Below are 23,399 nucleotides of genomic sequence, written 5' to 3'. Positions count from 1 at the left end.
ATGGCAGGCAACGCGGTCAGTTCGCAACGATCGCGCGCGCAAAGCGCGTCGTCACTCATTTACGATCCACGCATACGCGGAATTTTTTATCAGGTTCTGACAGTCGTCATCCTGACCGCCTTCGTCTGGATCATCGTGACGAATACGATCACAAATCTTCAACGGTCAAACATTTCGTCCGGCTTCGGCTTCCTCAATGGAAGAGCCGGCTTTGATATCGGCCAGTCGCTGATCGCTTACACCAGCGATGCGACCTATGGCCGGGCATTGCTCGTTGGTATTCTCAACACAATTCAGGTCGCATTTTTTGGCATCATCGCCGCGTCGATCATCGGTTTCATCGTCGGTATCGCCCGGCTGTCCAACAACTGGCTGATCTCGAAGCTGGCGCAGGCCTATGTGGAAATCTTCCGCAACATCCCGCCCCTGCTTGTTATCTTCTTCTGGTACAAGGGCGTCATCTCCGTTCTGCCGCAGGCCCGCGATTCGCTGCAGCTTCCGTTTGGAACCTACCTCAACAATCGCGGCTTCTTCTTTCCAAAGCCTCTCTGGGGCGAAGGGACGTGGCTGATACCGCTCGCTTTCGTGGTCGCCATCGTCATCAGCGTCTTCATTTATCGCTGGGCGAAGGCCAGGCAGGAAAGAACCGGCGAGCAGTTCCGCACCGGCATCACCGCAACACTTCTCATCATCGGCCTTCCGGCTGCGACATTCCTCGCGCTCGGCTCACCCCTGACATTCGATTACCCGATTGCCGGGCGGTTCAACCTTGCGGGCGGTTCGGTCGTCGCACCTGAATTCATGTCGCTGTTTCTGGCGCTCTCCTTCTACACCGCTTCCTTTATCGCCGAGATCGTTCGCGGCGGCATCAAGGCCGTGGCAAAAGGGCAGACCGAGGCAGCGGAGGCATTGGGTCTTCGCGCCAGCACGACGACACGTCTGATCGTCGTTCCTCAGGCGATGCGCATCATCATCCCGCCGCTGACAAGCCAGTATCTCAACCTGACCAAGAACTCGTCGCTTGCGGTCGCGGTCGGTTTCGCCGACATCGTCTCCGTTGGCGGCACGATCCTGAACCAGACGGGACAGGCGGTCGAAGTTGTCGCTATCTGGCTCGTTCTCTATCTCTCGCTGTCCATTCTCACGGCCGTGGTCATGAACTGGTTGAACGCGAAAATGGCCCTGGTGGAGAGATAATAGATGACGATCAGCAATCACGCGTTCGTGCGCCACACCATTGAAGAAGCCAAACCCGCGCCTTCAAGCGCGGTTGGCATCAGCCATTGGCTGCGCACCAAACTTTTCGCCACGCCGAAGGACACCGTCCTTACGGTTCTTGCCATCGCGTTCCTCGCCTATCTTTTGCCACCAATATTCAAGTGGCTGTTCGTAGACGCGGTATGGACCGGTACGGATCGCATCGCCTGCCTCACCGCCTCCCAGGGCGGTGCGCTGGCCGATGGCCAGTCCGGCGCATGCTGGGCCTTCGTTTCGGCGAAGTTCGGCCAGATCATGTTCGGCCGTTACCCGATCGATGAGCGCTGGCGTCCTATCCTTGTGATGGTCATGTTCACCATCCTCCTGGTGCCAATGCTCATTCCGAAAGCGCCGTTCAAGCGGCTCAATGCGCTGGCCCTTTTCATCATCCTGCCAGTCATTGCGTTTTTCCTCCTCATCGGCGGCGTCTTCGGCCTGCCCGTAGTGGAAACGCAGCTCTGGGGCGGCCTGATGGTCACCCTGATCCTGTCTTTCTTCGGAATTGCAGTGTCCCTGCCCTTCGGTATTCTTCTGGCGCTTGGCCGCCGGTCGAACCTGCCGGTAATCAAAATGCTGTGCGTGCTTTTTATCGAAGTTATCAGAGGTATTCCTCTGATCACCGTCCTGTTCTTCGCCAGCATCATGCTGCCGCTGTTCCTTCCCGACGGCTGGACCTTCGACAAGTTCCTGCGCGCTCTGGTCGGCGTGTCGCTCTTCTCGTCCGCCTATATGGCGGAGGTAATCCGTGGCGGCTTGCAGGCCATCCCGAAGGGGCAATATGAAGGGGCAGACTCGCTCGGCCTGAACTATTGGCAGAAAACCCGGCTGATCGTGCTGCCGCAGGCGCTGAAGCTCGTCATTCCGGGCATCGTCAACACTTTCATCGGTCTTTTCAAGGACACGTCGCTGGTCTCGATCATCGGCATGTTTGACCTGCTTGGCATTGTCACACTCAACCAATCGGATGCGAACTGGGCGACACCTGTCACCGCAATGACGGGCTATATTTTCGCCGGGTTCATATTCTGGATATTCTGCTTCGGCATGTCGCGTTATTCGCTGTTCATGGAACGGCACCTCGACACCGGGCATAAACGATAAGGGACGCTCAAAATGGCAGAAACCCAAACAAAAAAACTGGCCGTTTCGACAACGGACGTGGCAATCGAACTCGTCGGCATGAACAAGTGGTATGGCGACTTCCACGTCCTGCGCGACATCAACCTGAAGGTGATGAAGGGCGAGCGTATCGTCATCGCCGGTCCTTCGGGATCGGGAAAATCGACCATGATCCGCTGCATCAACCGGCTGGAAGAACATCAGTCGGGCACGATCAACGTCGACGGTATCGAACTCACCAACGATCTGAAGAAGATCGATGAGGTGCGTCGTGAAGTCGGCATGGTGTTCCAGCACTTCAACCTCTTCCCGCATCTGACGATTCTGGAAAACTGCACGCTGGCGCCGATCTGGGTTCGCAAGATGCCCAAAAAGGAAGCCGAGGAAGTGGCGATGCACTATCTGAAGCGCGTCAAGATCCCCGAACAGGCGCATAAATACCCTGGCCAGCTCTCCGGCGGTCAGCAGCAGCGTGTGGCGATTGCCCGCTCGCTGTGCATGAAGCCTAAGATCATGCTGTTTGACGAGCCGACCTCGGCGCTTGACCCGGAAATGGTCAAGGAAGTGCTTGATACCATGGTCAGCCTTGCCGAAGACGGCATGACGATGCTGTGCGTGACCCACGAAATGGGCTTTGCCCGCCAGGTCGCAAACCGCGTCATCTTCATGGACCAGGGCCAGATCGTCGAACAGAATTCGCCCGCCGAATTCTTCGACAATCCCCAGCACGAGCGCACGAGGCTGTTCCTCAGCCAGATCCTGCACTGAGACGCTGCAATCAGCTAACATCATGGAACGGGGCCATTTCGGCCCCGTTTTCATTTGACGACAGCCTCTCCACGCTCGACCTCATCCATGGGCTTGTCCTAAGGATCTAAGTCAACAAAATCGAGCGGTTGCAGATCTCGGGAAAACCCCAAGGGTGACGCCGGAATGTTTGGCAAGGTTCGCCATTCATTTTGATGGCTTCTTTCGCACCAGAAGCCCCGTTGAGTGAATCACCGGCCCCTGCAAATCGTCGTTTCACATCGTTCTTCATCCGCGAGAAGCACTGAAACTGCCAAGCCGACCTCGGTTTAACCATTTGTTACGAAACGGAAATCCTTGTTTTCCAGGGGTTCTGACAGCCAATGTCATTTTTTTGTCAAATCATGCATTTTTCCGCTTGCGGACCACGGGGAGCCTGACTATAAGGGCGCCACACCACAAGCGCACGCGCCCTTCGTCTATCGGTTAGGACGTCAGATTTTCATTCTGAAAAGAGGGGTTCGACTCCCCTAGGGCGTGCCACTTGCCTTCGTGTTTCCCCCTTCGTAAATACAAAGCAGCTTCGCAGATAGCAAATTCCTCACGCGTGATCGATGCGCCGGAACCGATTCCAGGGCGATACGTTAGAGTGCCGTCCCCCCGATGGAAGGCAAGCCGGATGAATCGCCAGCGGGCAAATCGACCGGCTTGCCTTTCCCCTTCCAGCCAAATCACAGTGTCGGTTCTTTCTGGCGGGCAGCAGATGCCAGCTAAGGGTTGGAAAACCACGCCCCGAGGCCTTCCACGAGTCATGAAGGCATTGCCGGCGCGCCGTGATAGCGGCGAAATTTCAAGGCCTTGGCCAGTCCCGGCGCAGTTTTCCACAGCCGTTCCGGCCTCCATAAAAAAACTCGTCACGAAGCGGAAAAAATCAATTTTTCCGCTTGCGGAGCAACGGGAGCCTGACTATAAGGGCGCCACACCACAAGCGCACGCGCCCTTCGTCTATCGGTTAGGACGTCAGATTTTCATTCTGAAAAGAGGGGTTCGACTCCCCTAGGGCGTGCCACTTGCTTCTCCTTGAAAATCAGTATTATGCGTTCAAATCTTCACGTGATGTGTGAGATAGAGGATGCATGCCGTTTCCGGCCGTCCTTCAGCTTTTCCCGTAAAATCAAGTCTCGATCTGTGCCGACTGTCAGGGCGCGAAAGCCGCGTCCAGAACACGCAGCTGCACACGCCTCTGGCCCTGCCAGAGATCGGCACCCACGGTGCCTGCCACGTGGATAGACCTACCACGCGCATTCAGCAGCATCTGCCCCAGAGGGGCCTCTGCGGCGCGGAATGCGATGCCGTCCAGCCGTGAGCCATCCATGGCCTCCAGCGTGATCTTGACGTGGGAGGTGCCGACCAGACGCACATCGCGCAGCCGGTGGGCAGGCACGGCAAAAATGGGCTGAGAATGGCCGGAGCCATAAGGACCAGCCTGTTCCAGCTGATCGACAAGCTGCAGGGTCGCGCCAGACGCGCCGATTGCACCGTCGATCTTCAGCACGCTGCTTTCCACCAGCTCGCTCACCGTCTTTGCGGCGGCTTCCTCGAAGAAGGTCCGGAGTTTGCCGAGATTGGCGCGTTCCACCGTCAGGCCCGCGGCCATGGCGTGACCGCCACCCTTGACCAGCAGGCCGGCATCCACAGCGGCGCGGACCATTCTGCCCATATCGAAACCATTGATCGAGCGGCCGGAGCCTGTGCCCTTGCCAGAGGGATCGAAAGCGATGGAAAAGGCCGGGCGGCGGAAACGGTCCTTGAGGCGTGAGGCAAGCAGGCCAACGATCCCCGGATGCCAGTTTTCCCGTGCGGTAACGATGACGCCAGCGCCAGACCCGTCGCCATACTCATAAAGCGCTTCCGCTTCGGCTTCCGCCAGCATCACGGCTTCCATCGCCTGTCGCTCGCGGTTCAGCTCATCCAGCTTTTCGGCAATCACGTCCGCCTGTGACGAGTCGTCGAGTGTAAGCAGACGGCTACCCAGTGCGGCATCGCCAATACGGCCACCGGCATTGATGCGCGGTCCGATCAGGAAACCGAAATGATACGGTGTCACCGGCCCGCCCAACCCCGCCTTTCTGAACAGCGCCGCCAGCCCGGCATTGTTCATATGGCGCGCGGCAATCAACCCCTTTACCACATAGGCGCGGTTCAGCCCCTTCAAGGGCACCACGTCGCATACGGTAGCGAGTGCGACTATATCGAGCAGCGCCAGCAGATCGATCGTGAACGCCTGTCTGTTGCGCCTGTCCTTCAACAGCCTGAGGGTGGCGACCAGAACCAGGAACACCACGCCGGCGGCGCAGAGATGCCCCTGCCCCGAAAGATCGTCTTCGCGGTTGGGATTGACCAGCGCCACCGCCGGCGGCAGTTCCGAACCGACCTGGTGGTGATCGATCACCACCACATCTGTTCCCGCATCCTTTGCGGCATTCAGAGATTCATGGCTGGTGGAGCCGCAATCGACCGTCACGATCAGGGTTGCGCCATTGGCGGCAAGCTGCTGCATCGCCGCCGGGTTCGGCCCATAACCCTCGAAAATACGATCTGGAATATAGATTTCCGGCGTCAGCCCGAAATGCGCGAGAAACCGATACATCAGCGCGGAAGACGCGGCGCCATCAACGTCATAATCGCCGAAGATCGCCACCTTCTCACCGGTCTCGATGGCGCGGACCAGCCTTTCGGCAGCCTTTTCGCAATCTGTCAGCACATGCGGGTCGGGCATCAATGAGCGAATGGTCGGATCGAGGAAAGCGAGAGCCTCATCCACCCCCACCCCTCGCCCGGCCAGCACCCGGGCAATCAGTTCGGGAATGGCATGGATCTGGGACATGGCCAGCGCACGGTTCTGTGCGGCCTGATCCAGCCGCGAAACCCAACGTTGCTCTGTCGCCGACCGCTCCACGCTTAGAAATGCGCGGACCACGGTATCGGCCGGCTCCATCATTGCCATCCTGTCCATCGTCCTGTCATGCGAATGCGTATCCGCGCCTTGTCATGACAACGGGCTAAATGGCGATGGCGCCTTTTTCAAGCAAAAACGCCCGTATGAGGTTTCACACCGAGAAAATCGAGAAAAACGGGCTGACGATCGATACCGCGCCGACCAGCAGCAACAGGGAAAACACCGCAAGTGAACACCAGTTGCGCTCATATTCGGCAATATCGAATTCCATGCCTCGAATATTGTCGTTGGCATTGTGAGGCCGCGCCCGATGATGGGCGGCCAGAACGCTTTCGCGCTTACTGTCCTTGAAAAGGATAATCGATGTCACAGCCACGCCTCCCTCGCTTGGTAACATGATTAACCATAGAGCCGAATCGCGTTGTTTTCCAGCGGTTCTGAGGCGATCCCCTCAAATTTTATGGCGGCTTATCCGGTGGCCGCCAAAATGGGTTTCGGGAGAAAAAAGACCGCGCCTCCATGTGGTGGCGCGGCCCTCAAATTCAGAAAAATCGTAAAGCGTCTCAGGTCCGCTCGATGCGGATGACCTGCGGCTCGCTGACCAGATATTTCTCGTTCTTGATCGCCTTGACGGCCTTGCGGATCGCATCTTCCATCGTCGCGTGGGTCACGAGGATAATCGTCTGCGGCGCGCCTTCCACATGCACGCGCTGGCGCTGCACGATGGATTCCAGCGAAATGTTGTTATCCGCCATGCGGGTAGCGATGGAAGCGAAGACGCCCGCCTGGTCCTTCACCGTCAGCCGGATGAAATAGCCGCCTTCATGGCTCTTCATCTTGGCGCGACGATAATCGGTCAGCGACTTCGCCGGACGGCCGAGCACCGGAACCTGCTGGGCACCGGGACGGCTCTTGGCGATATCGGCGATGTCACCGAGCACGGCAGAGGCCGTGGCATTGCCGCCCGCCCCTGGGCCAACCATCAGAAGCTCGCCAAGAATATCGGACTCGATCGCCACCGCATTGGTGACGCCATCAACCTGCGCGATAACGGAATCGAGCGGCACCATGGTCGGATGCACCCGCTGCTCGATACCGGATTCGGTCACCTGCGCCACGCCGAGAAGCTTGATGCGATAACCGAGCTCGGCGGCCGCTTGAATGTCCTCGCTGGAGATGTTGGTGATGCCTTCGAGATAGATGTCGTCGGCCGAAATCTTGTTGCCGAAGGCAAGCGTCGTCAGAATGGCGAGCTTGTGGGCGGTGTCGTTACCCTCGATATCGAAGGCCGGATCGGCTTCGGCATAACCCAGCCGCTGCGCTTCTTTCAAACAGACCTCGAACGACAGCCCTTCCTTCTCCATCTTGGTCAGGATGTAGTTGCAGGTGCCGTTCATGATACCGTAGATGCGCGACACATTGTTGCCGGTGAGAGATTCACGCAGCGCCTTGATGACGGGAATACCGCCGGCCACAGCCGCTTCGAAATTGAGAAGCGCACCCTTGTCTTCGGCAATCGTCGCCAGCTCGACGCCGTGCTTGGCAAGCAGCGCCTTGTTGGCTGTCACCACATGGAGACCGCGCGAAAGTGCTGCGCGCACAGCTTTTTCCGCCTGGCCGGAAGCACCGCCGACCAGTTCCACCAACACGTCGATATCGGCTTCGTTTGCAAGCTGCTCCGGCGTATCGAACCAGGTAATACCCTTGAGATCGATGCCGCGGTCACGCGAACGGTCGCGCGCGCTCACTGCAATAATCTCAATCGCGCGTCCGCAGGTAATCGCAAGTTCGTTGCTTCTCTGCTGGAGGATGCGCACGAGCGAAGCGCCGACAGTGCCGAGCCCCGCTATGCCGATTCTCAATGAATCTGCCATGGGTATGTTCCTGATTTGCTGGTGATGGTGACGGCCGGGGCCCGGCCGCCTTCGGTTGCCCTTATCTGTGGGCATTGAGCGAAACGACATTGTGCATCGTTTCGTCAGCACTCGACAGGAAACGCTTCAGATTGCGCGCTGCCTGACGAATTCGATGCTCGTTTTCAACGAGCGCGAGGCGGACGTAATCATCGCCCATTTCGCCGAAGCCGATGCCGGGAGCAACGGCAATGTCTGCCTTCTCGACCAGAAGCTTGGAAAACTCAAGGCTGCCGAGATGGCGGAACTTTTCCGGGATCTTCGCCCAGGCGAACATCGTCGCCGCCGGCGGTGGAACTTCGAAGCCCGCCTTGCCGAAAGTATCGACCATGACGTCGCGACGGCGGCGATACACGCTGCGTACCTCCGCGATGTCGGAGCCGTCGCCGTTCAGCGCGTGCGTCGCCGCAACCTGGATCGGCGTGAAGGCACCGTAATCGAGATAGGACTTCACGCGGGTCAGCGCCGCGATCAGCCGCTCGTTGCCAACGGCAAAGCCCATGCGCCAGCCCGGCATGGAGAACGTCTTCGACATGGAGGTGAATTCCACCGCAACGTCGATTGCACCGGGAACTTCGAGAACCGAAGGCGGCGGATTGTTGTCGTCGAAATAGATTTCCGAATAGGCAAGGTCGGAAAGCACGATGATTTCGTGCTTCTTCGCAAATGCGATCACGTCCTTGTAGAAATCGAGCGAGGCAACGTGCGCCGTCGGGTTCGACGGATAGTTGACGATCAGCGCCAGCGGCTTCGGAATGGAGTGGCGCACCGCCCGCTCCAAAGGCCCGAAGAAGCTCTCGTCCGGCTCCACATTCATGGAACGGATAACGCCGCCCGCCATCAGGAATCCGAAAGCGTGGATCGGATAGGTGGGGTTCGGACACAGGATCACGTCACCAGGCGCGGTTATGGCCTGCGCCATATTGGCGAAACCTTCCTTGGAACCAAGGGTCGCGACGACCTGCGTATCGGGGTTCAGCTTCACGCCGAACCGGCGGGCATAATAACCAGCCTGCGCGCGGCGAAGGCCGGGAATGCCCTTGGACGAGGAATAGCGATGGGTGCGAGGGTCCTGAACGACTTCGCACAGCTTGTCGACGATCGCCTTGGGGGTTGGAAGGTCGGGATTGCCCATGCCGAGATCGATGATATCGGCCCCGGCCGCTCGCGCGCTCGCTTTCAAACGGTTAACCTGTTCGAAGACGTATTGCGGCAGACGCCGGACCTTATGAAACTCTTCCATCACTTTCCTCATGGAAATGGACCGGTTCTGCCGGCCCATAACGAAGTTCGTTCTTGTTGTTAAACGCCGCCGACACGAACCGATCCGGCGGGCGCTATTCATTGTACCGCAAAGCACAAGAAAACCTACAGCGGTTTTCTCGGTCCACGCGGCATCGCGATCATCCGCCTTGTGGCTCGGCGCGGCCTTTTCAGACCACAGGCAAGGCGAATTGCGCAATGTAATCAGGAAACCTGCATAACGCCAGATTCTTGGAAAATGCAAGGCAGACCATGCTCAAGAACGGCCATTCCGGTCGTTCAGTCGCGCTCGCCCTTCACAATTGCCGCGCGAATGACGGAAAGCACCCGCTCCGGCTTGATATCGGTGCAGATGAGCTGGCTCGGATGCCCGTCCCAGTCGCCCGGCGGAAAGGCGCGGCCATCCGGCTTCTGAATGGTCTGGCCATCGGCAAGCCCGCCGCAGACGACGCGTATAGGGCCGCTGCGAGTCTCGAACAGTTCGGGCGCGACAAGGTAAACGCAGGCGCAGCTATCATGCACCACCATGCCATCGCCGGTCCGTGTCTTGTAGAAATCGATGTAGAATTGCGACAGATCGGAAAGTAGCTGCACCGGCTTGCCGCCCGCCTCTGCCATCTCGGCCATGAAGGCGCTCTTCATCACCGTTTTCGTCGTCACGTCCAGGCCGACGACGACCACGCGCCAGGGCGCGGTGAAGACGAGATCGGCCGCTTCCGGATCACCGTGAATATTGGCCTCGGCCGCCGGCGACACATTGCCGTTGATATCGAAGGCGCCGCCCATGACGATCACCTGCTTCACCAACGCCGCAAAATCCGGCTCTTCGCGCAGCGCCAAGGCCAGATTGGTCATGCGACCAACAGCGATCAGCGTCACCTCGCCGGGATTGGCCTTGACCGTCTCGATAATAAAGCGATGCGCGGGACGCGGATCGAGCGGGAGATCAATGGTCTTTGGAATATCGATATCGCCGAGACCGTTTTCGCCATGAATGAAAGTCGGCCAGTGGCCTTCCTTACGGGCCGGATCGAAGGTCACGCCCGCACCTTTCGCTACCGGCGCCGTCATCTGCCATTCCCGTTTCAGGAAGAGCGCATTGCGGGTGGTGATATCGATGGGCGCGTTGCCGAAGACGGTGGTGACGCCGATCAGATCGATATCGGGGTGACGGTGCAGGAAAAGAAGCGCCATGGCATCATCTACACCGGGGTCCGTATCGAATATCACTTTATGCATAATGCCCTCATCCTGATGTCTCGTCATCGCCGCGTCTGGCGGTGCGCCACGGAAACATACCCATAAGCGGCAACACCGCAATCCCCCTGCCCGTCCCGGATCGGAGAGAAAAATATTGCGTGGCGATCTTTTCGGTGAAAGAAGAGGCCCTCTCCCTTAAGCCCGCCTGGACATGCCAAGTGCAAGACATCGCCCTCAACGTTTTTCTCGTTCTTTTCTGCGTCGCCATTTTTGCCGGATTTATCGATTCCATCGCCGGCGGCGGCGGTCTCATCACTATCCCGGCCATGCTGATCATGGGAATTCCGCCGCTCGATACGCTCGGCACCAACAAGCTGCAATCGCAGTTCGGCTCGGCGTCGGCCACCATTGCCTATGCCCGCCGCGGCCATGTCAATCTGAGGGAACAATTGCCGATGGCGATCATGGCGATGATCGGCGGCGGGCTCGGTGCTTTCACCGCCGCCTTCGTGCCGTCAGACCTCCTGCGTACCATCATGCCCTTCCTGCTGATCGCGATTGCCCTCTATTTCGCCTTCAAGCCGCAGCTCAGCGATATCGACAGCCATCGCCGCATCACGCCTTTCGTGTTCGGCCTCACCGCCGCACCGCTCGTGGGTTTCTATGATGGCGTTTTCGGCCCCGGCGCGGGTTCCTTCTACATGCTTGCCTTCGTGGGGCTTGCCGGCTTCGGCATGCTGAAGGCAACCGCCCATACCAAGCTTCTGAACCTGGGTTCGAATTTCGGCGGCTTTGTTGTTTTTGCGGCTGGAGGCGCGGTTCTCTGGAAGCTTGGCATCGCCATGGGCATCGGCCAGTTCGTCGGCGCGCAGATCGGATCGCGTTTCGCGATGAAAAACGGCGCGAAGATCATCCGCCCGCTTTTGGTTCTTTCCTGTCTGGCAATGGCGACGAAGCTTCTTGCGGATGCATCATCCGCATGGTCAATCTCCACGATCTGGGAAACCATCTTCCCGAAATGACAGGAAAAGGACACGGCTCGAAGCTTGCGTTCGAACCGTGAATTTATGCCGTGGCGCGACGGCGCCTGCGATCGGCGATTTCGCGGATGACCACCATTGCGCCAACCAGCTTGTAGTTGGAGGAATAGCAGGGCGACATTTCCAGCGATTTTACGATCGTATGGCCGTCATGATCTTCGGCATAGGTGTATTTCGACGTACCGCCCTTGAAGCAATTGTCGAGCCTCTCCCGCAGATCGTTCTGAAAACGGTGCACTCCGACAAGCTCGGCGATATGACATCCCAAAGGCCCTTCCGGCGTATTGCGCGGAAAAGCATCGATCCCATTGGCGAATGATACCCGATAACCGGGAGAGACGACGACCACCGGCTCATCGAGGTCGTTCAGCATATCCTCATCGAGAATGAGATGGCGGTGATGCCACTCCAGGATGTCCTCGTCCTCGTCGCCGATCACCTTTGCCTTGAGCGGCATGCCGACATAGCGATCAACCAGCGTTCTCAAAAGATCGGAGTTGCGCTGCACGCAGCCGAGATCTTCCGCCTCGTGATTAAGGAGGTCGATGGCGAAACGGAATTGCTCACGAATGTCCTCGGAACTGCCGGTCTTACGCCCGATGACCCGATCAAGCAGCAGCTCCAGTTCACGCTCCAGCACTGCGATCTTGTCGGCCTCGTTCTTACCAACCGCTGATTGCAGTTCCGTATAACGCAGCCAGAACAGCTCAATCAAATCTTTCAACCCAACTCTCCCTGAACGGGCAAACAGCCCGCTCCCAATCCGAATGGATAGACACTTATCCCCTCATTGTAGCGTCTGTGCATTAAAAAATGACGTAACGACACGCAGGACCGCCGCAGGGATTAATCTCTAAAATATCATAGCTACTGCTATTTTTTCAATTTCGATAATCCATGAACGAAAAATAAGGTTCCACTAATAAGTAAAAATACTTAAAAACGCAATTTTACGGCCGAATTCTGTAAAAAATCACTAGAAATTCGGCCGCGCTGCAAATAATCAGATCTGGTGTTTAACGTCCCAACGGTCGTGATACCACAGCCATTGTTCGGGATATTCGCGGACCCAGCTTTCCACCTTGTCATTCAAAAGCTGCGCCGTCGCCTGAATATCGACATTTCCTTTTTCATCGCGCGGAATTTCAACCCTCGGCTCTATTTCCAGCCGGTAGCGGTTATCAGGCAGACGCACGCAGCGGGCGGGATAGACATCGCAATTGAACTGCCGCACCAGCTTGGCAAGAAGCGGGTTGGTGCGCACCTCATGGCCGAAGAACTTCGTCGTCAAGCCTTTGCCGAACTTCTGGTCGACGAGCACGCCGACACCGCCGCCCCTTTCCAGCTGCCGCGCAAGCGCGAAGGAAGAGCCGGCATGCGACGGCACGAGATTGCCCATGCGTTCCTTGCGGAACTTGAACACCTTGTCGGCCACGAAAGGATTATTCGGCGGCCGGAACAGCACCGTCACATCCAGACCGAAGGCAGAACTGGCCACCGGCAACAATTCGAAATTGCCGCTATGGGCAGTAAATACGATGAAGGGCCGCGGGTTATCGCGAAGCTCGATAAAGGTCGAAATACCCTCGACCCGGATACGGCCCGGCTCGCTATTTTCCGGATCGAAATCGAACAGCCTGTCGAGAAAGACATATTCCGCCGCAAGCCGCCCCATGCTGCCCCAGCTGTCCATTGCGATGGTAAGCCGCTCCTCTTCGGATTTCTCCGGAAAGGCGCGCGCCAGATTGTAGAGCATCAGCTTGTGGCGGCCGGTTTTCGGCCCCACCAAGCGCGCCAGCCTGTCGGCAGCGCGAATTCCCGCGTCAGCTGGAAATATCTTCAGCAGATTGAGAAGGCCGAAGGCAAACGTCGCAATCAGCCATTGCCGGAAATGGTCCAGCTTCAGGACGATCCGCGTAATGAACAGTTTCAAGGCGTCAATCCATCCGCAGAACGATTTTGCCGAATACCTGGCGCGTTTCCATGCGCTCCAGCGCCCGGTCGATATCCTCGAAGGTGACTTCGGTGTCGATAACAGGGTGAACGATGCCGCGCGCCATCTTCTGCATGGCGTTGGCCATGTTTTCCATGCGGCAACCGAAGGAGCCGAGCAGCTTCAGCTGCTGCTGGAACAGCATCATCAGGTTGATATCGGTCGATACGCCTGACGTGGAGCCGCAGGTGACGAGACGGCCGCCACGCTTCAGCGAGAACATCGATCCCGCCCAGGTGTCTTTGCCGACATGCTCGAACACCACGTCTACACCCTTCTTTTTCGTCAGCTTGCGCACGACGCCTTCGAAACGGTCGGTCCGGTAGTTGATGACGTGATCTGCACCCAGAGCCTTCGCCCGTTCGATCTTGTCGTCGGAGCCGACCGTGGTGATGACGGTGCAGCCCATCTTCTTTGCAAGCTGGATCGCCGCCGTGCCGATGCCGGAACCGCCGGCATGCACGAGGATCGTTTCGCCCGATTCCAGCTTGGCATTGTCAAACAGCATGTGTTCGACCGTGCCGAAGGTCACAGGCGCCAGAGCCGCGCCGATGGCATCGACGCCATGCGGCGCCGGAACGAGCTGGCGGGCCGGAATATTGATCTTTTCCTGCGCAAAGCCGTCGAGATGGAAACCGTGCACGCCCTGAACATGTTCACAAAGATTGTCACGGCCTTCACGGCACGGCTTGCAGATCCCGCAGGTGCGCGCGCCGTAGATCGCAACGAGCTGGCCAGGCAGCACATTCGAAACGCCCGGGCCAATGGCCTCCACCACGCCGGAAGCCTCAGCACCGATCGTCAGCGGCATCTTGCGCTTGGCAAAAGCCATGCCGCGCCAGCCCCAGACGTCGATGTGGTTCAGCGCCACGGCCTTGACGCGCAGCGTCACCTCGCCCGGACCTGGTGCATCGGGTTCAGGCAGGTCCACTTTTTCGAGCTTCCGGTCGTCCACGAGTTGAAGAGCGCGCATGTTTTTAGTCCTTCGCCCGGAGGCGTCTATCTCAAGAGTAATTCCAGCAAAACTCTGTAACGGTTTTGCGGTCGGAATGTGTAGTCACACCAGCGAGAGCGTTCCCGGGCTTCGTTCAGGCCGGAAACGCCCCTGTCTTCTGGCGGAACCGGTTAGGCCGGTTCACGCGTCATGACAAGGCTGGCATTCTGCCCGCCGAACCCGAAGGAGTTGGAAAGCACGGCATTGACCGTCGCGTCCCGCTTCACATTCGGCACCACATCGAGCGAAATGGTCGGATCAGGGTTGTTGTAGTTGATCGTCGGCGGCAGGGTGCCGGTCAGCATGGTCTGTAACGAGAACACCGCCTCCACAGCACCGGCCGCCGTCAGCGTATGGCCGATCATCGACTTGTTGGATGACAGCGGAATGTCTTTCAGGCCTTCGCCGAAGACGGCAAGCATCGAGCCATATTCCATCTTGTCGTTTTCCGGCGTCGAGGTGCCGTGGGCGTTGATGTAGCCGATATCGCTTTCAGCAACACCCGCATCCGCAAGTGCGGCGCGGATCGTCGCGATCGCCGGGCCGCCATCTGGCGAGGAACGCGTGCGGTGGAAGCTATCCGCCTTTTCACCGGCGCCCTTGATGATGCCGAGAACCTTCGCCCCGCGCGCAATCGCCGATTCCAGCGATTCCAGCACCAGCGTTGCCGCACCTTCGGCGATCACGAAACCGTCGCGGTCCTTGCTGAACGGCTTGGATGCCTTTTCCGGCGGCTCATTCTGGGTCGACAGCGCCGAAAGAAGCGAAAAGCGGATCAGCGCTTCGGCGCTGACCGAACCGTCTGTCGCAACCGTCAGCGCGCGCTCGGTGCGGCCCTGGCGGATAGCCTCGACACCAAGCTGGATTGCGGTCGCGCCGGATGCACAGGCCGTCGAGAGCGTGACCGGCAGGCCGCGTGTACCAAAGCGGTCCGAAAGACGCTCCGAAATCGCGCCGAAAAGAGCCGCTTCCTGAAACGCCGGGTCCGGACGTTGACGGAAAGCCGTCAGGAACCGTTCATAGGCATCACCCGGCTGGGCGGCCGGCGGAGACCGGTCGGCAAGCTCGAAACGCGCGCTCCATTCCGGCTCGATCGGTGGTGCAGCCAGAAACAGCGGGCCATCGAAATCGCCCGAGATGCCGGCCTGCGCCAAAGCCTCAATGGTTGTCTCGCGTGCAAAGGCATAAGAGCGCTCGACGGAATTCGGAACCGGGATGTCGATGAAATCGACGGTGCCGCTGATCCTTGTGGAAAGCCCCTCCGTCGGGAAACGGGTGATCTTGTGGATGCCCGACTTGCCCGCAGTCAGAGCCGCCCAGTTATCGGCAAGACCCTGCCCGAGCGATGTGATGATGCCCATACCGGTGACTGCAACGATCGGGCGACCGAGATGATCCTTGAAGTTGGAAGTCATGGTCTTTTCTCCTCACACGTCACGGGACAGAACGGCGACACCTTCGCCGCGCACATGGCCGACGGTGGTGACGACCGCTTCGCTGGCCGCCTCGCCCATAGGCTTTTCCGCGGCGCCATCGAAAGTAGGAACCTTAGCGCCGCTTTCAAGCGTCAGGGCAGCAAGCGCCAGCCCAAGCGGGAACTGTGCTTCAAGTCCATGGCCGGTGATACCGCCGAAACCGCGAATGACGGCCTGCGGCAAAGCTTTTTCGAGAATATTCTTTTCACGCTGCGTCACGGCGTCGTAACCGCTCGCACCGGAAAACACGACGGTCGCAGCACTGTCCTTTGCAGGGGCAAGCAGCCGTTCCATGCGCTTTTCCATCTTGCCGTCATCACGGCTACCACGATCGCCCTCGATGGCGTCGATGCGGGCATAGATGCGTGCGCCGCGTTCACTGGCGTGCTTGCGCGATTCCAGCACCAGGAAGGCTCCCAGCGAACCGGAAATCATGCCGCCGCCGTCCTGGCCGCCACGCGACCACAGCGGCTGCCAATCGCCCTGCGCATGCGCGCCAATCGCTTCAAACAGCAGGATCATGTCCGGGCGCTCAGCCGAGAAGGCGCCGCCCACCAGGGCGTGGCTGGATTCGCCGGAACGGATACGGTGAAACGCAGTCTCGACTGCGGAAATGCCGGCTGCTTCCTCGCCCATGAAGGTACGGGAGGACCCTGTGACCTTGTGAACGATGGAAATGTTACCGGCCATCAGATTGGAAAGCTGGGCGAGAAACAGGGTCGGACGCAATTCCGTCGTCAGCTTCTCGTTGAGCAGCACTTCGCGGTCGTTGCGCTTCAGCGCCTCATCGACAATCAGCGTATCAACATTGATGTCGCGCTCGCCACCGCCCGCAGCCACGATCATGTCCATGGTAGCGCAGGCTTCCGCGTTTTCCTTCAGCCCTGCATCATCAAGCGCGAGGCCGGCGGCAAAAACGCCGAGACGCTGCCAGTTTTCCATCTGGCGCTGGTCGCCGCGCTTGGCAATCTGCGTGGACCAGTCGATTTCCGGCATGGGATGAACCGGATAGGGTTTGAACTTTTCGGTCTCTATCACCGTTGCCGGCGCCGCAGTTCCCGAAAGAAGCGCAAGATGCGCCTGGCTGCCGACGCCGTGACAGGTCACGATGCCGACCCCGGTTATCACCACATCATTGTCAGATTTCATCGTCTGTCATCCTTTGCAGCCTGACCCATTGAAGCGGTCACGGCTATCCAACAGCGGTCGCAAACGACCACTCCATGCGTTGCGGAATAAAGCGCGCGATGCGGATTGGCAATGGTGAAGGCCCGATCCGCCAGCACAAGCCCACGATTTTCGTGAATCAAAACCGGGTCTAGGGGAAAAAGGCCGTCTCCCGGCATCAGCGGAAGCGCTTATTTTTGCGCATCCGCGGCAATCGCCGCCATCAGGCCGACTTCCTCGGCCCGCTTCCTGACGATAGGCGCGAGCGGAATTTCGCTGAAAGGCATTGTCCTGAGCTTCAGCTGCGCATCGCAGACCTTCTTGCCTTCGCAAGTGATCTTCGCCTTGGTGACTGCAAAACCCGAACCGTCATGTTCCAGCACCGCCTCGATATCGAGAACCGCGCCGGGCTCCACGAAGGTGCGCATCTTGGCGCCGTCAACCGACATCAGGAAGGGCATGGCGGAAAAATCGCTGAACGCCAGAACCATCATGCCGGAAGCCTGCGCCATGGTCTCGATCAGAAGCACGCCCGGAACCAGCGGCATGCCGGGGAAATGTCCCTCGAAAACCGGGCTTTTGTCGGGAACGACAGACCGCGCCTTCAATGTGCGCGTCGCCATATCCACGGCTTCGACCTTGTCGATCATCTGAAAATATTCAAGCAGCATCCGTCCGGCCCGTTTCTGGTCGGTTACGACCCGTCCCTGAAGGTCAGGTCCAGAAAAAGAAATGCCCGCTCGAAGCGGGCATTATCGCCTCAGCCCTTGGCTGCGCGCAATTCGTCGATCTTGGCACAGAGGTTCTTCAGCACGAAATATTCTTCGGTGGTAACCTTGCCTTCGTTGACTTCCTGCGTCCACTGCTCGAGCGGAATCTTGATACCGAATTCCTTGTCGATGGCGAAAACGATATCCAGAAAGTCGAGGCTGTCGATGCCCAGATCGTCGATCGTGTGGCTTTCCGGCGTAATGGTTTCGCGGTCGATTTCGCTGGTTTCGGCGATAATGTCGGCAACCTTGTCGAATGTAGCTGTCACGCCCATAATCCTTATTGTCGTTCGTATTAAATATCCTGTCTGACGCACCACATAGGCAAGTCGCACAAAAAAGCCAATGGTTTCGTGACGTAACTTTGAAATTTGCCTTAAAACTGTTGCCTAAACAGCAACCGAATGACGGCCGCGTCCGCTGCCGAGATAGGCGTCGAAGGTTGCCGCAATATGACGGACAAAGGGTTTTCCCGCCTCCGTCACGGCAAAAACATCGCCATCCATCCGCACCACACCGTCTCTGTCGCCGCCAGCGAAAAGCTGCGCCTCCATGCTGACGGAATGGCTGGCCTTGCCGAAACGCCGCTTCAAATCGCCCAGATCGAGCAAAAAATCGCACATCAGCCGCTCGATGACATAGGAGCGCAGGTGATCGTCCTCGGACAATTCTATTCCCTTGAGAACCGCGAAACCACCCTCGCCCACCATCCGCTGATATTCCCCCGTCGCCACCATGTTCTGCACGTAGCCCTGGGGCAACCGGCCGATCGCGGATGCACCAAGCCCGATCAGGGCATCGGCCGTGTCAGTGGTGTAGCCCTGAAAATTCCGCCGCAGCTCCCCCGTCTCGACCGCCCGGCTCAGAGTGTCGGCGGGCTTGGCGAAGTGATCGATCCCGATTGCCCTGTAACCCGCCTTGCCGAGCATCTCCGCCGCCATCGTCATCTGGCGGTAGCGCTCGGCAATATCTGGCAATGCCTGCTCAGGGATCAGCGACTGGTGTTTTTTCATCCACGGAACATGCGCATAACCGAACAGCGCGATCCGGTCGGGGTCGAGTGAGATGATCTGGTCAACCGTCTGTTGCAATGTCTCGCAGGTCTGGAACGGCAGGCCATAGAGAATGTCGCAATTGACCGAGTGAACGCCCCTTGCCCGCACGGCATCTACCACCGATTCCGTCTGCTCGAAGGTCTGAATCCGGTTGATGGTTTTTTGCACTTTGTCATCAAAGTCCTGCACACCGAGGCTCGCGCGCGTCATGCCGATGACGGCAAGCGCGTCATAGCGACTTTCGTCAAGATCGTTCGGGTCCATTTCCACGCTGATTTCGGGCGCCAGACCAAAGGTGAAATGGCGTTTTAGACAGTCCATCAGGCCCACCATGTCTTCAGGCCTCAGCATAGTGGGAGAACCGCCGCCAAAATGCACCGCGCTGACCACTGCATCGGGGGAAACAAGCGAGCCGACGGCTTCTATCTCCCGCCTAAGTGCCTCAAGATAAACGGCAATCGGCTCGTATTTCAGCGTGTGCTTGGTGTGGCAGGCACAGAACCAGCACAGCCGGTCGCAATAGGGAATATGCAGGTAAAGCGATATCCGGTTCCGGTGGCCAAGCTCGCCGAGCCAGCGGCGATAGGTGCCATTATCGATTCCCTCGTGAAAGTGCGGCGCGGTAGGATAGCTCGTGTAACGCGGCACGGCGCCCGAATATTTGCGAAGAAGTTCGGTATTCATCCCCGGATTTGCCTTTTATCAAGAAAATGTCGATTTCCTCCCCTTCAGTAACGGCTGCGACAGTTTGCAACTTTGACTTCAATCAAATTGCACCTTAAGTTCTTGCTAAAGTAGACGCGGGGGCGACGACTACGCGGCGCAAGCCTTCGAAAAGACCGGATTTTACACCTGCGGTCGCATTCGTCCCTTAAAGCCAGCATCGGAAAAGGCTGATGGACACGCTACAGAAGACCATCCATAATTCGGAATATCCCGTCGTATGCCGCTCCTGCGAGGCGCGTCACGGTGGTCTTTGCAGCACGTTGACGCCGCAGCAGCTCTGCGACCTCAACCGTCATTCCAGCCGTAAGAAGCTGGAAGCGGGCAACGAGCTGCTTGCCCAGGGGGAACTCGTCAGTTCCTACGGCAACATTCTCAACGGCGTCGTGAAGCTCTCGAAGATGATGTCGGATGGCCGCCAGCAGATCGTCGGCCTGCAATTTGCACCGGATTTTCTCGGCCGCCCGTTCATGGCGGAAAGCAAGATGACGGCCGAAGCCGCAACCGATGTGGAAATCTGCCTGTTCCCGCGCCGTATCGTCGACCGCATGGTTTCCGAAGTGCCGGATATGGAACGCAAGCTTCACAGCCAGTCTCTGAAGGAACTGGATGAGGCGCGCGACTGGATGCTGACACTTGGCCGAAAATCGGCACAGGAAAAGGTTGCCAGCTTCCTTTATATGATAGCCACGCATATCGATCCGGAAAAGGACGATAAATCAACGTTCGACCTGCCGCTATCGCGCGCAGACATAGCTGACTTCCTTGGTCTCACCATCGAAACAGTTAGCCGGCAAATGACTAAGCTGCGCAAGGAAGGCACGATCAGCATCGAGAACAACCGTCATATCACGGTGCCGGACCTCGATATGCTCAGCGAAGCCGCCGGAAACGACTGACCGGCGTTTTTCAACTTTTCATCGTCCCTGCGGCGCTGACGTTCCGATGTTGATGTACGGCGCCCGCGCCTGCGCGGGTGCGAGCGCAAAACCGGCAAGAACCAGCAAAGCAGCGATGCATCTCATGATATTTCACCCTGTCTACCGCTTTTTCAGCGGCCTGTTTGTTATGACCGCATCATAAGCGGCAAAGCGCATCCATCCGCTTAACATCTTCAGTAAGCAGATGGTTCAAAGGCAGGGTAAATAAGGGGTTATGAGAACGGCTTGGTAACAGAATGAAGCACAAGGATTGCCGTTATCCTTGGCCTTGTGCCGAGCGAATCTCGAGATCCACAGGTCGTCTATTCTCGGTAAAGGCCCCAGAACGACGAACGGAAGACCTCACTGCGTAGCAGGCGTCGCAACCGGCTTCTGGTTTTCGCCAAGCGCCCGCAATTCCGCGACTCGGCGTTTGTATTCGGCTTCCGAAATCTGGCCGTTGCGGCGTGCAGCACCGAGGCGCGACAGGTTCGATTCCATTTTGGACGCCTCGTCATCCCCCATCTGGCTGCCGGCAGCCGTAATCGGTGCTGAAAAGCTTGGATAGGTGCCGGTATCGCGTCTCTGGCTCACCACATTGTCGCTGACGGGGCGCGGGCCAACGATTTGGGCTTGCGGGTGGGGCATATGGGCCGGTGCGACGATCGGTGCCGGGGTCTTGCAGGCGGCAAGTACTGTAACGAGCATGGCGCCGGAAAGCGAAAGAAGGGCGATCCTTCCAGCGTTTTCCGCAAATCTTCCCCATGTACCCATGTGCTTGCCCATCGTCATGTTCCGCCTGTAAGGATATCGCCGATATCGAATTCGACTGCGGTTCGGCTCTTCGTGGCCTCCCCTTGCTGGTGGAACTTGTATTCGTTTTCATGCAGAATGTGCAAACACAAATTTGGTGGAGGACAGCGCATGGCAGGTGTTGACGGCGGGGCAGAGAAAAAGGGTGGCAAAACGCCCGGTTTCGACGCCACATCCGCCGAGGCTTACCTGATCCGCGACCCGGAAGCCTTTGCGGTCAACATCGCCCGCGCGCTGGAAAACCTCGGCAAAGCCGCGTCCGAATGGCTGGCACCCCGCGAACGCGGTGAAATTCCGCAGACCAGCGCCGATCCGATGACCGACCTCGTCAAGACGCTGTCCGACGTCGCCGAATATTGGATGGCTGAACCGAAGCGTTCACTCGAAGCGCAGACCCACCTGCTTTCCAGCTATTTCGATCTGTGGACAAAATCGGTGGCACAGTTTTCGGAAGATGACGATTCCCGCTCGGAAAAGGCCGCACAGACCGGCCCTGCAGAGCGAAAGAACAGGCGTTTTGCCGACGCGGACTGGCAGGCCAATCCATTTTTCGATTTTCTCCTCAAAGCCTATCAGACCACCGTCGGTTTTGCCGACCGGATGGTTATGGAAGCCGAAGGGCTGGACGAGCACACCCGCACCAAGGCGTTGTTTTACATGCGCCAGGTGACGGAAGCCCTCTCGCCGGCCAACTTCGTCTTCACCAATCCGCAGGTCTTCCGCGAGACGGTCGCGTCCAGCGGGGCCAATCTCGTCAAGGGCATGGCACAGCTTGCCGAAGATGTCGCGGCCGGCCACGGCCATCTGAAACTGCGCCAGACCGATTACAGCAAATTCGTCATCGGCCAGAACATCGCCATCACATCAGGCAAGGTGGTTGCCAAAAGCCCGCTCTGCGAGATCATCCATTACGCGCCGACGACGAAAAAGGCCTTCAAACGGCCGCTGCTCATCGTGCCGCCATGGATCAACAAATTTTATATCCTCGATCTCAACCCACAGAAATCCTTCGTTAAATGGTGTCTCGATCAGGGTCACAGCGTGTTCATGGTCTCGTGGATCAACCCGGACGCCAGGCTGGCCGACAAGGGCTGGGAGGACTATATCCGCGAAGGTATCGATTTTGCCCTCGACACGATCGAGGAGCAAACCGACGAAAAAGAGATCAACGCCATCGGCTATTGCGTCGGCGGCACGCTTTTGTCTTCGGCCCTGGCATTGCATGCGCAGGAAGGCAATGAGCGCATTCGCAGCGCCACACTTCTCGCCGCCCAGACGGATTTCATCCATGCCGGTGACCTCAAGGTCTTCATCGACGAAGGCCAGCTCGCCGCGCTCGACAGGCACATGCAGGCCGTCGGTTATCTCGATGGCTCGATCATGGCCACAGTCTTCAACATGCTGCGCGCCTCCGATCTCATCTGGCCCTATATGGTCGATAATTATCTGCGCGGCACGGAACCCCTGCCCTTCGATCTCCTCTACTGGAATTCAGATTCGACTCGGGTGACCGCTGCCTGCCATTCCTTCTATCTGCGCAATTGTTATCTCGACAACAATCTCGCCCGCGGGCTGATGCGCGTGGCGGACAAGCGGATCAACCTCGGCGACATAAAAATCCCCGTCTATGATCTCGCCACCCGCGACGACCATATCGCGCCAGCGAAATCGGTCTTCACGGGGGCGGCACTGTTCGGCGGCCCCGTGGAATTCGTGCTCGGCGCTTCCGGCCACATAGCCGGTGTGGTCAATCCGCCGCAATCCGAAAAATACCAATATTGGACAGGCGCATCACCATCCGGAGACTTCGATGCCTGGCAGGCCGCAGCCACGGCCCACAAGGGATCATGGTGGGTGCACTGGCAAAACTGGATCGAAAGCCAGAATGGCGAGAAGGTAAAGGCAAGGACGCCGGGAGACGGCAAGCGACCAGTGCTCGGTGATGCACCCGGAACCTACGTCCTGTCCTGACCAGCCCCCACCTCTCATCT

20 protein-coding genes and 2 tRNA genes are annotated in these 23,399 nt (G+C 58.3%); 8 read left to right on the top strand and 14 right to left on the bottom strand.

What is annotated here, in order from left to right; all coding sequences use genetic code 11:
• The 5 genes from AC5SEO_RS20920 (at position 1) to AC5SEO_RS20900 (ending at position 4,192) form a co-directional block, all read left to right on the top strand.
• Positions 1–1,197, top strand: coding sequence for an amino acid ABC transporter permease (locus tag AC5SEO_RS20920; RefSeq protein WP_174061357.1), 1,197 nt, complete (start codon positions 1–3; stop codon positions 1,195–1,197).
• Positions 1,198–1,200: 3 nt separating this feature from the next.
• The gene (locus AC5SEO_RS20915) at positions 1,201–2,358 is read left to right on the top strand and encodes an amino acid ABC transporter permease (RefSeq protein ID WP_013636194.1); all 1,158 of its coding nucleotides are present in this window, start codon (positions 1,201–1,203) and stop codon (positions 2,356–2,358) included.
• A gap of 12 nt (positions 2,359–2,370) precedes the next feature.
• Complete coding sequence (locus AC5SEO_RS20910) at positions 2,371–3,144, top strand: amino acid ABC transporter ATP-binding protein (protein WP_003515372.1); 774 nt, start codon at positions 2,371–2,373, stop codon at positions 3,142–3,144.
• 447 nt (positions 3,145–3,591) lie between these two features.
• Positions 3,592–3,666, top strand: a tRNA-Glu gene (locus tag AC5SEO_RS20905).
• 451 nt (positions 3,667–4,117) lie between these two features.
• Positions 4,118–4,192: transfer RNA gene (locus AC5SEO_RS20900), tRNA-Glu, on the top strand.
• 129 nt (positions 4,193–4,321) lie between these two features.
• Here the strand turns inward: AC5SEO_RS20900 and recJ are convergent.
• From recJ to AC5SEO_RS20875, 5 genes are all read right to left on the bottom strand, one after another.
• Complete coding sequence (gene recJ / locus AC5SEO_RS20895; RefSeq protein WP_419459973.1) at positions 4,322–6,130, bottom strand: single-stranded-DNA-specific exonuclease RecJ; 1,809 nt, start codon at positions 6,128–6,130, stop codon at positions 4,322–4,324.
• A gap of 103 nt (positions 6,131–6,233) precedes the next feature.
• Positions 6,234–6,458 carry a hypothetical protein gene (locus tag AC5SEO_RS20890; protein WP_025593517.1) on the bottom strand — a complete coding sequence of 75 codons (225 nt, stop codon included), beginning with the start codon at positions 6,456–6,458 and terminating at the stop codon, positions 6,234–6,236.
• Positions 6,459–6,645: 187 nt separating this feature from the next.
• Positions 6,646–7,956: a homoserine dehydrogenase gene (locus AC5SEO_RS20885; RefSeq protein ID WP_003515377.1), complete on the bottom strand. Its 1,311-nt coding sequence runs from the start codon at positions 7,954–7,956 to the stop codon at positions 6,646–6,648.
• Positions 7,957–8,017: 61 nt separating this feature from the next.
• Complete coding sequence (locus AC5SEO_RS20880) at positions 8,018–9,238, bottom strand: LL-diaminopimelate aminotransferase (RefSeq protein WP_003515379.1); 1,221 nt, start codon at positions 9,236–9,238, stop codon at positions 8,018–8,020.
• A 299-nt stretch (positions 9,239–9,537) separates the two neighbouring features.
• Positions 9,538–10,497 carry a nucleoside hydrolase gene (locus AC5SEO_RS20875; RefSeq protein ID WP_174068370.1) on the bottom strand — a complete coding sequence of 320 codons (960 nt, stop codon included), beginning with the start codon at positions 10,495–10,497 and terminating at the stop codon, positions 9,538–9,540.
• A 179-nt stretch (positions 10,498–10,676) separates the two neighbouring features.
• Here AC5SEO_RS20875 and AC5SEO_RS20870 point away from each other — a divergent pair, with 179 nt between their 5' ends.
• On the top strand, positions 10,677–11,480 hold the full coding sequence (locus AC5SEO_RS20870) for a TSUP family transporter (RefSeq protein WP_113291789.1): 804 nt from the start codon (positions 10,677–10,679) through the stop codon (positions 11,478–11,480).
• A 43-nt stretch (positions 11,481–11,523) separates the two neighbouring features.
• Here AC5SEO_RS20870 and AC5SEO_RS20865 read toward each other — a convergent pair whose 3' ends face one another.
• The 8 genes from AC5SEO_RS20865 to hemN all read right to left on the bottom strand — a co-directional run bounded on the left by AC5SEO_RS20865 (position 11,524) and on the right by hemN (position 19,636).
• Positions 11,524–12,222 carry a hypothetical protein gene (locus AC5SEO_RS20865; RefSeq protein WP_003515385.1) on the bottom strand — a complete coding sequence of 233 codons (699 nt, stop codon included), beginning with the start codon at positions 12,220–12,222 and terminating at the stop codon, positions 11,524–11,526.
• 279 nt (positions 12,223–12,501) lie between these two features.
• Positions 12,502–13,431, bottom strand: a complete 930-nt coding sequence (locus AC5SEO_RS20860) for a lipid A biosynthesis lauroyl acyltransferase (protein WP_003515386.1) — start codon at positions 13,429–13,431, stop codon at positions 12,502–12,504.
• A gap of 4 nt (positions 13,432–13,435) precedes the next feature.
• Positions 13,436–14,464, bottom strand: coding sequence for a zinc-binding dehydrogenase (locus tag AC5SEO_RS20855; RefSeq protein ID WP_003515388.1), 1,029 nt, complete (start codon positions 14,462–14,464; stop codon positions 13,436–13,438).
• Positions 14,465–14,616: 152 nt separating this feature from the next.
• Entirely contained in the window at positions 14,617–15,900 is a 1,284-nt protein-coding gene (locus AC5SEO_RS20850) for a beta-ketoacyl-ACP synthase (RefSeq protein WP_003515389.1), read from the bottom strand.
• Positions 15,901–15,912: 12 nt separating this feature from the next.
• Positions 15,913–17,109 (bottom strand): beta-ketoacyl-ACP synthase, encoded by a 1,197-nt coding sequence (locus tag AC5SEO_RS20845; protein WP_038491088.1) that lies wholly within the window; start codon positions 17,107–17,109, stop codon positions 15,913–15,915.
• Between the two features lie 209 nt (positions 17,110–17,318).
• Complete coding sequence (locus AC5SEO_RS20840) at positions 17,319–17,798, bottom strand: ApeI family dehydratase (RefSeq protein WP_019566224.1); 480 nt, start codon at positions 17,796–17,798, stop codon at positions 17,319–17,321.
• 89 nt (positions 17,799–17,887) lie between these two features.
• Positions 17,888–18,172 (bottom strand): acyl carrier protein, encoded by a 285-nt coding sequence (locus AC5SEO_RS20835; protein WP_019566223.1) that lies wholly within the window; start codon positions 18,170–18,172, stop codon positions 17,888–17,890.
• Between the two features lie 114 nt (positions 18,173–18,286).
• Complete coding sequence (gene hemN, locus AC5SEO_RS20830; protein ID WP_174068371.1) at positions 18,287–19,636, bottom strand: oxygen-independent coproporphyrinogen III oxidase; 1,350 nt, start codon at positions 19,634–19,636, stop codon at positions 18,287–18,289.
• 212 nt (positions 19,637–19,848) lie between these two features.
• On the opposite strand from hemN, the gene fnrN reads away from it, so the two are divergent.
• Entirely contained in the window at positions 19,849–20,574 is a 726-nt protein-coding gene (gene fnrN / locus AC5SEO_RS20825) for a transcriptional regulator FnrN (protein WP_003515395.1), read from the top strand.
• Positions 20,575–20,958: 384 nt separating this feature from the next.
• Here the strand turns inward: fnrN and AC5SEO_RS20820 are convergent, their stop codons facing one another.
• The gene (locus AC5SEO_RS20820) at positions 20,959–21,381 is read right to left on the bottom strand and encodes a hypothetical protein (RefSeq protein ID WP_080863740.1); all 423 of its coding nucleotides are present in this window, start codon (positions 21,379–21,381) and stop codon (positions 20,959–20,961) included.
• Positions 21,382–21,519: 138 nt separating this feature from the next.
• On the opposite strand from AC5SEO_RS20820, the gene AC5SEO_RS20815 reads away from it, so the two are divergent.
• Complete coding sequence (locus AC5SEO_RS20815; protein WP_174068372.1) at positions 21,520–23,379, top strand: class I poly(R)-hydroxyalkanoic acid synthase; 1,860 nt, start codon at positions 21,520–21,522, stop codon at positions 23,377–23,379.
• Positions 23,380–23,399: the final 20 nt, after the last annotated feature.

This window comes from Agrobacterium sp. K11 (assembly GCF_059429395.1).
This window is presented reverse-complemented; position numbering and strand designations above follow the sequence as displayed.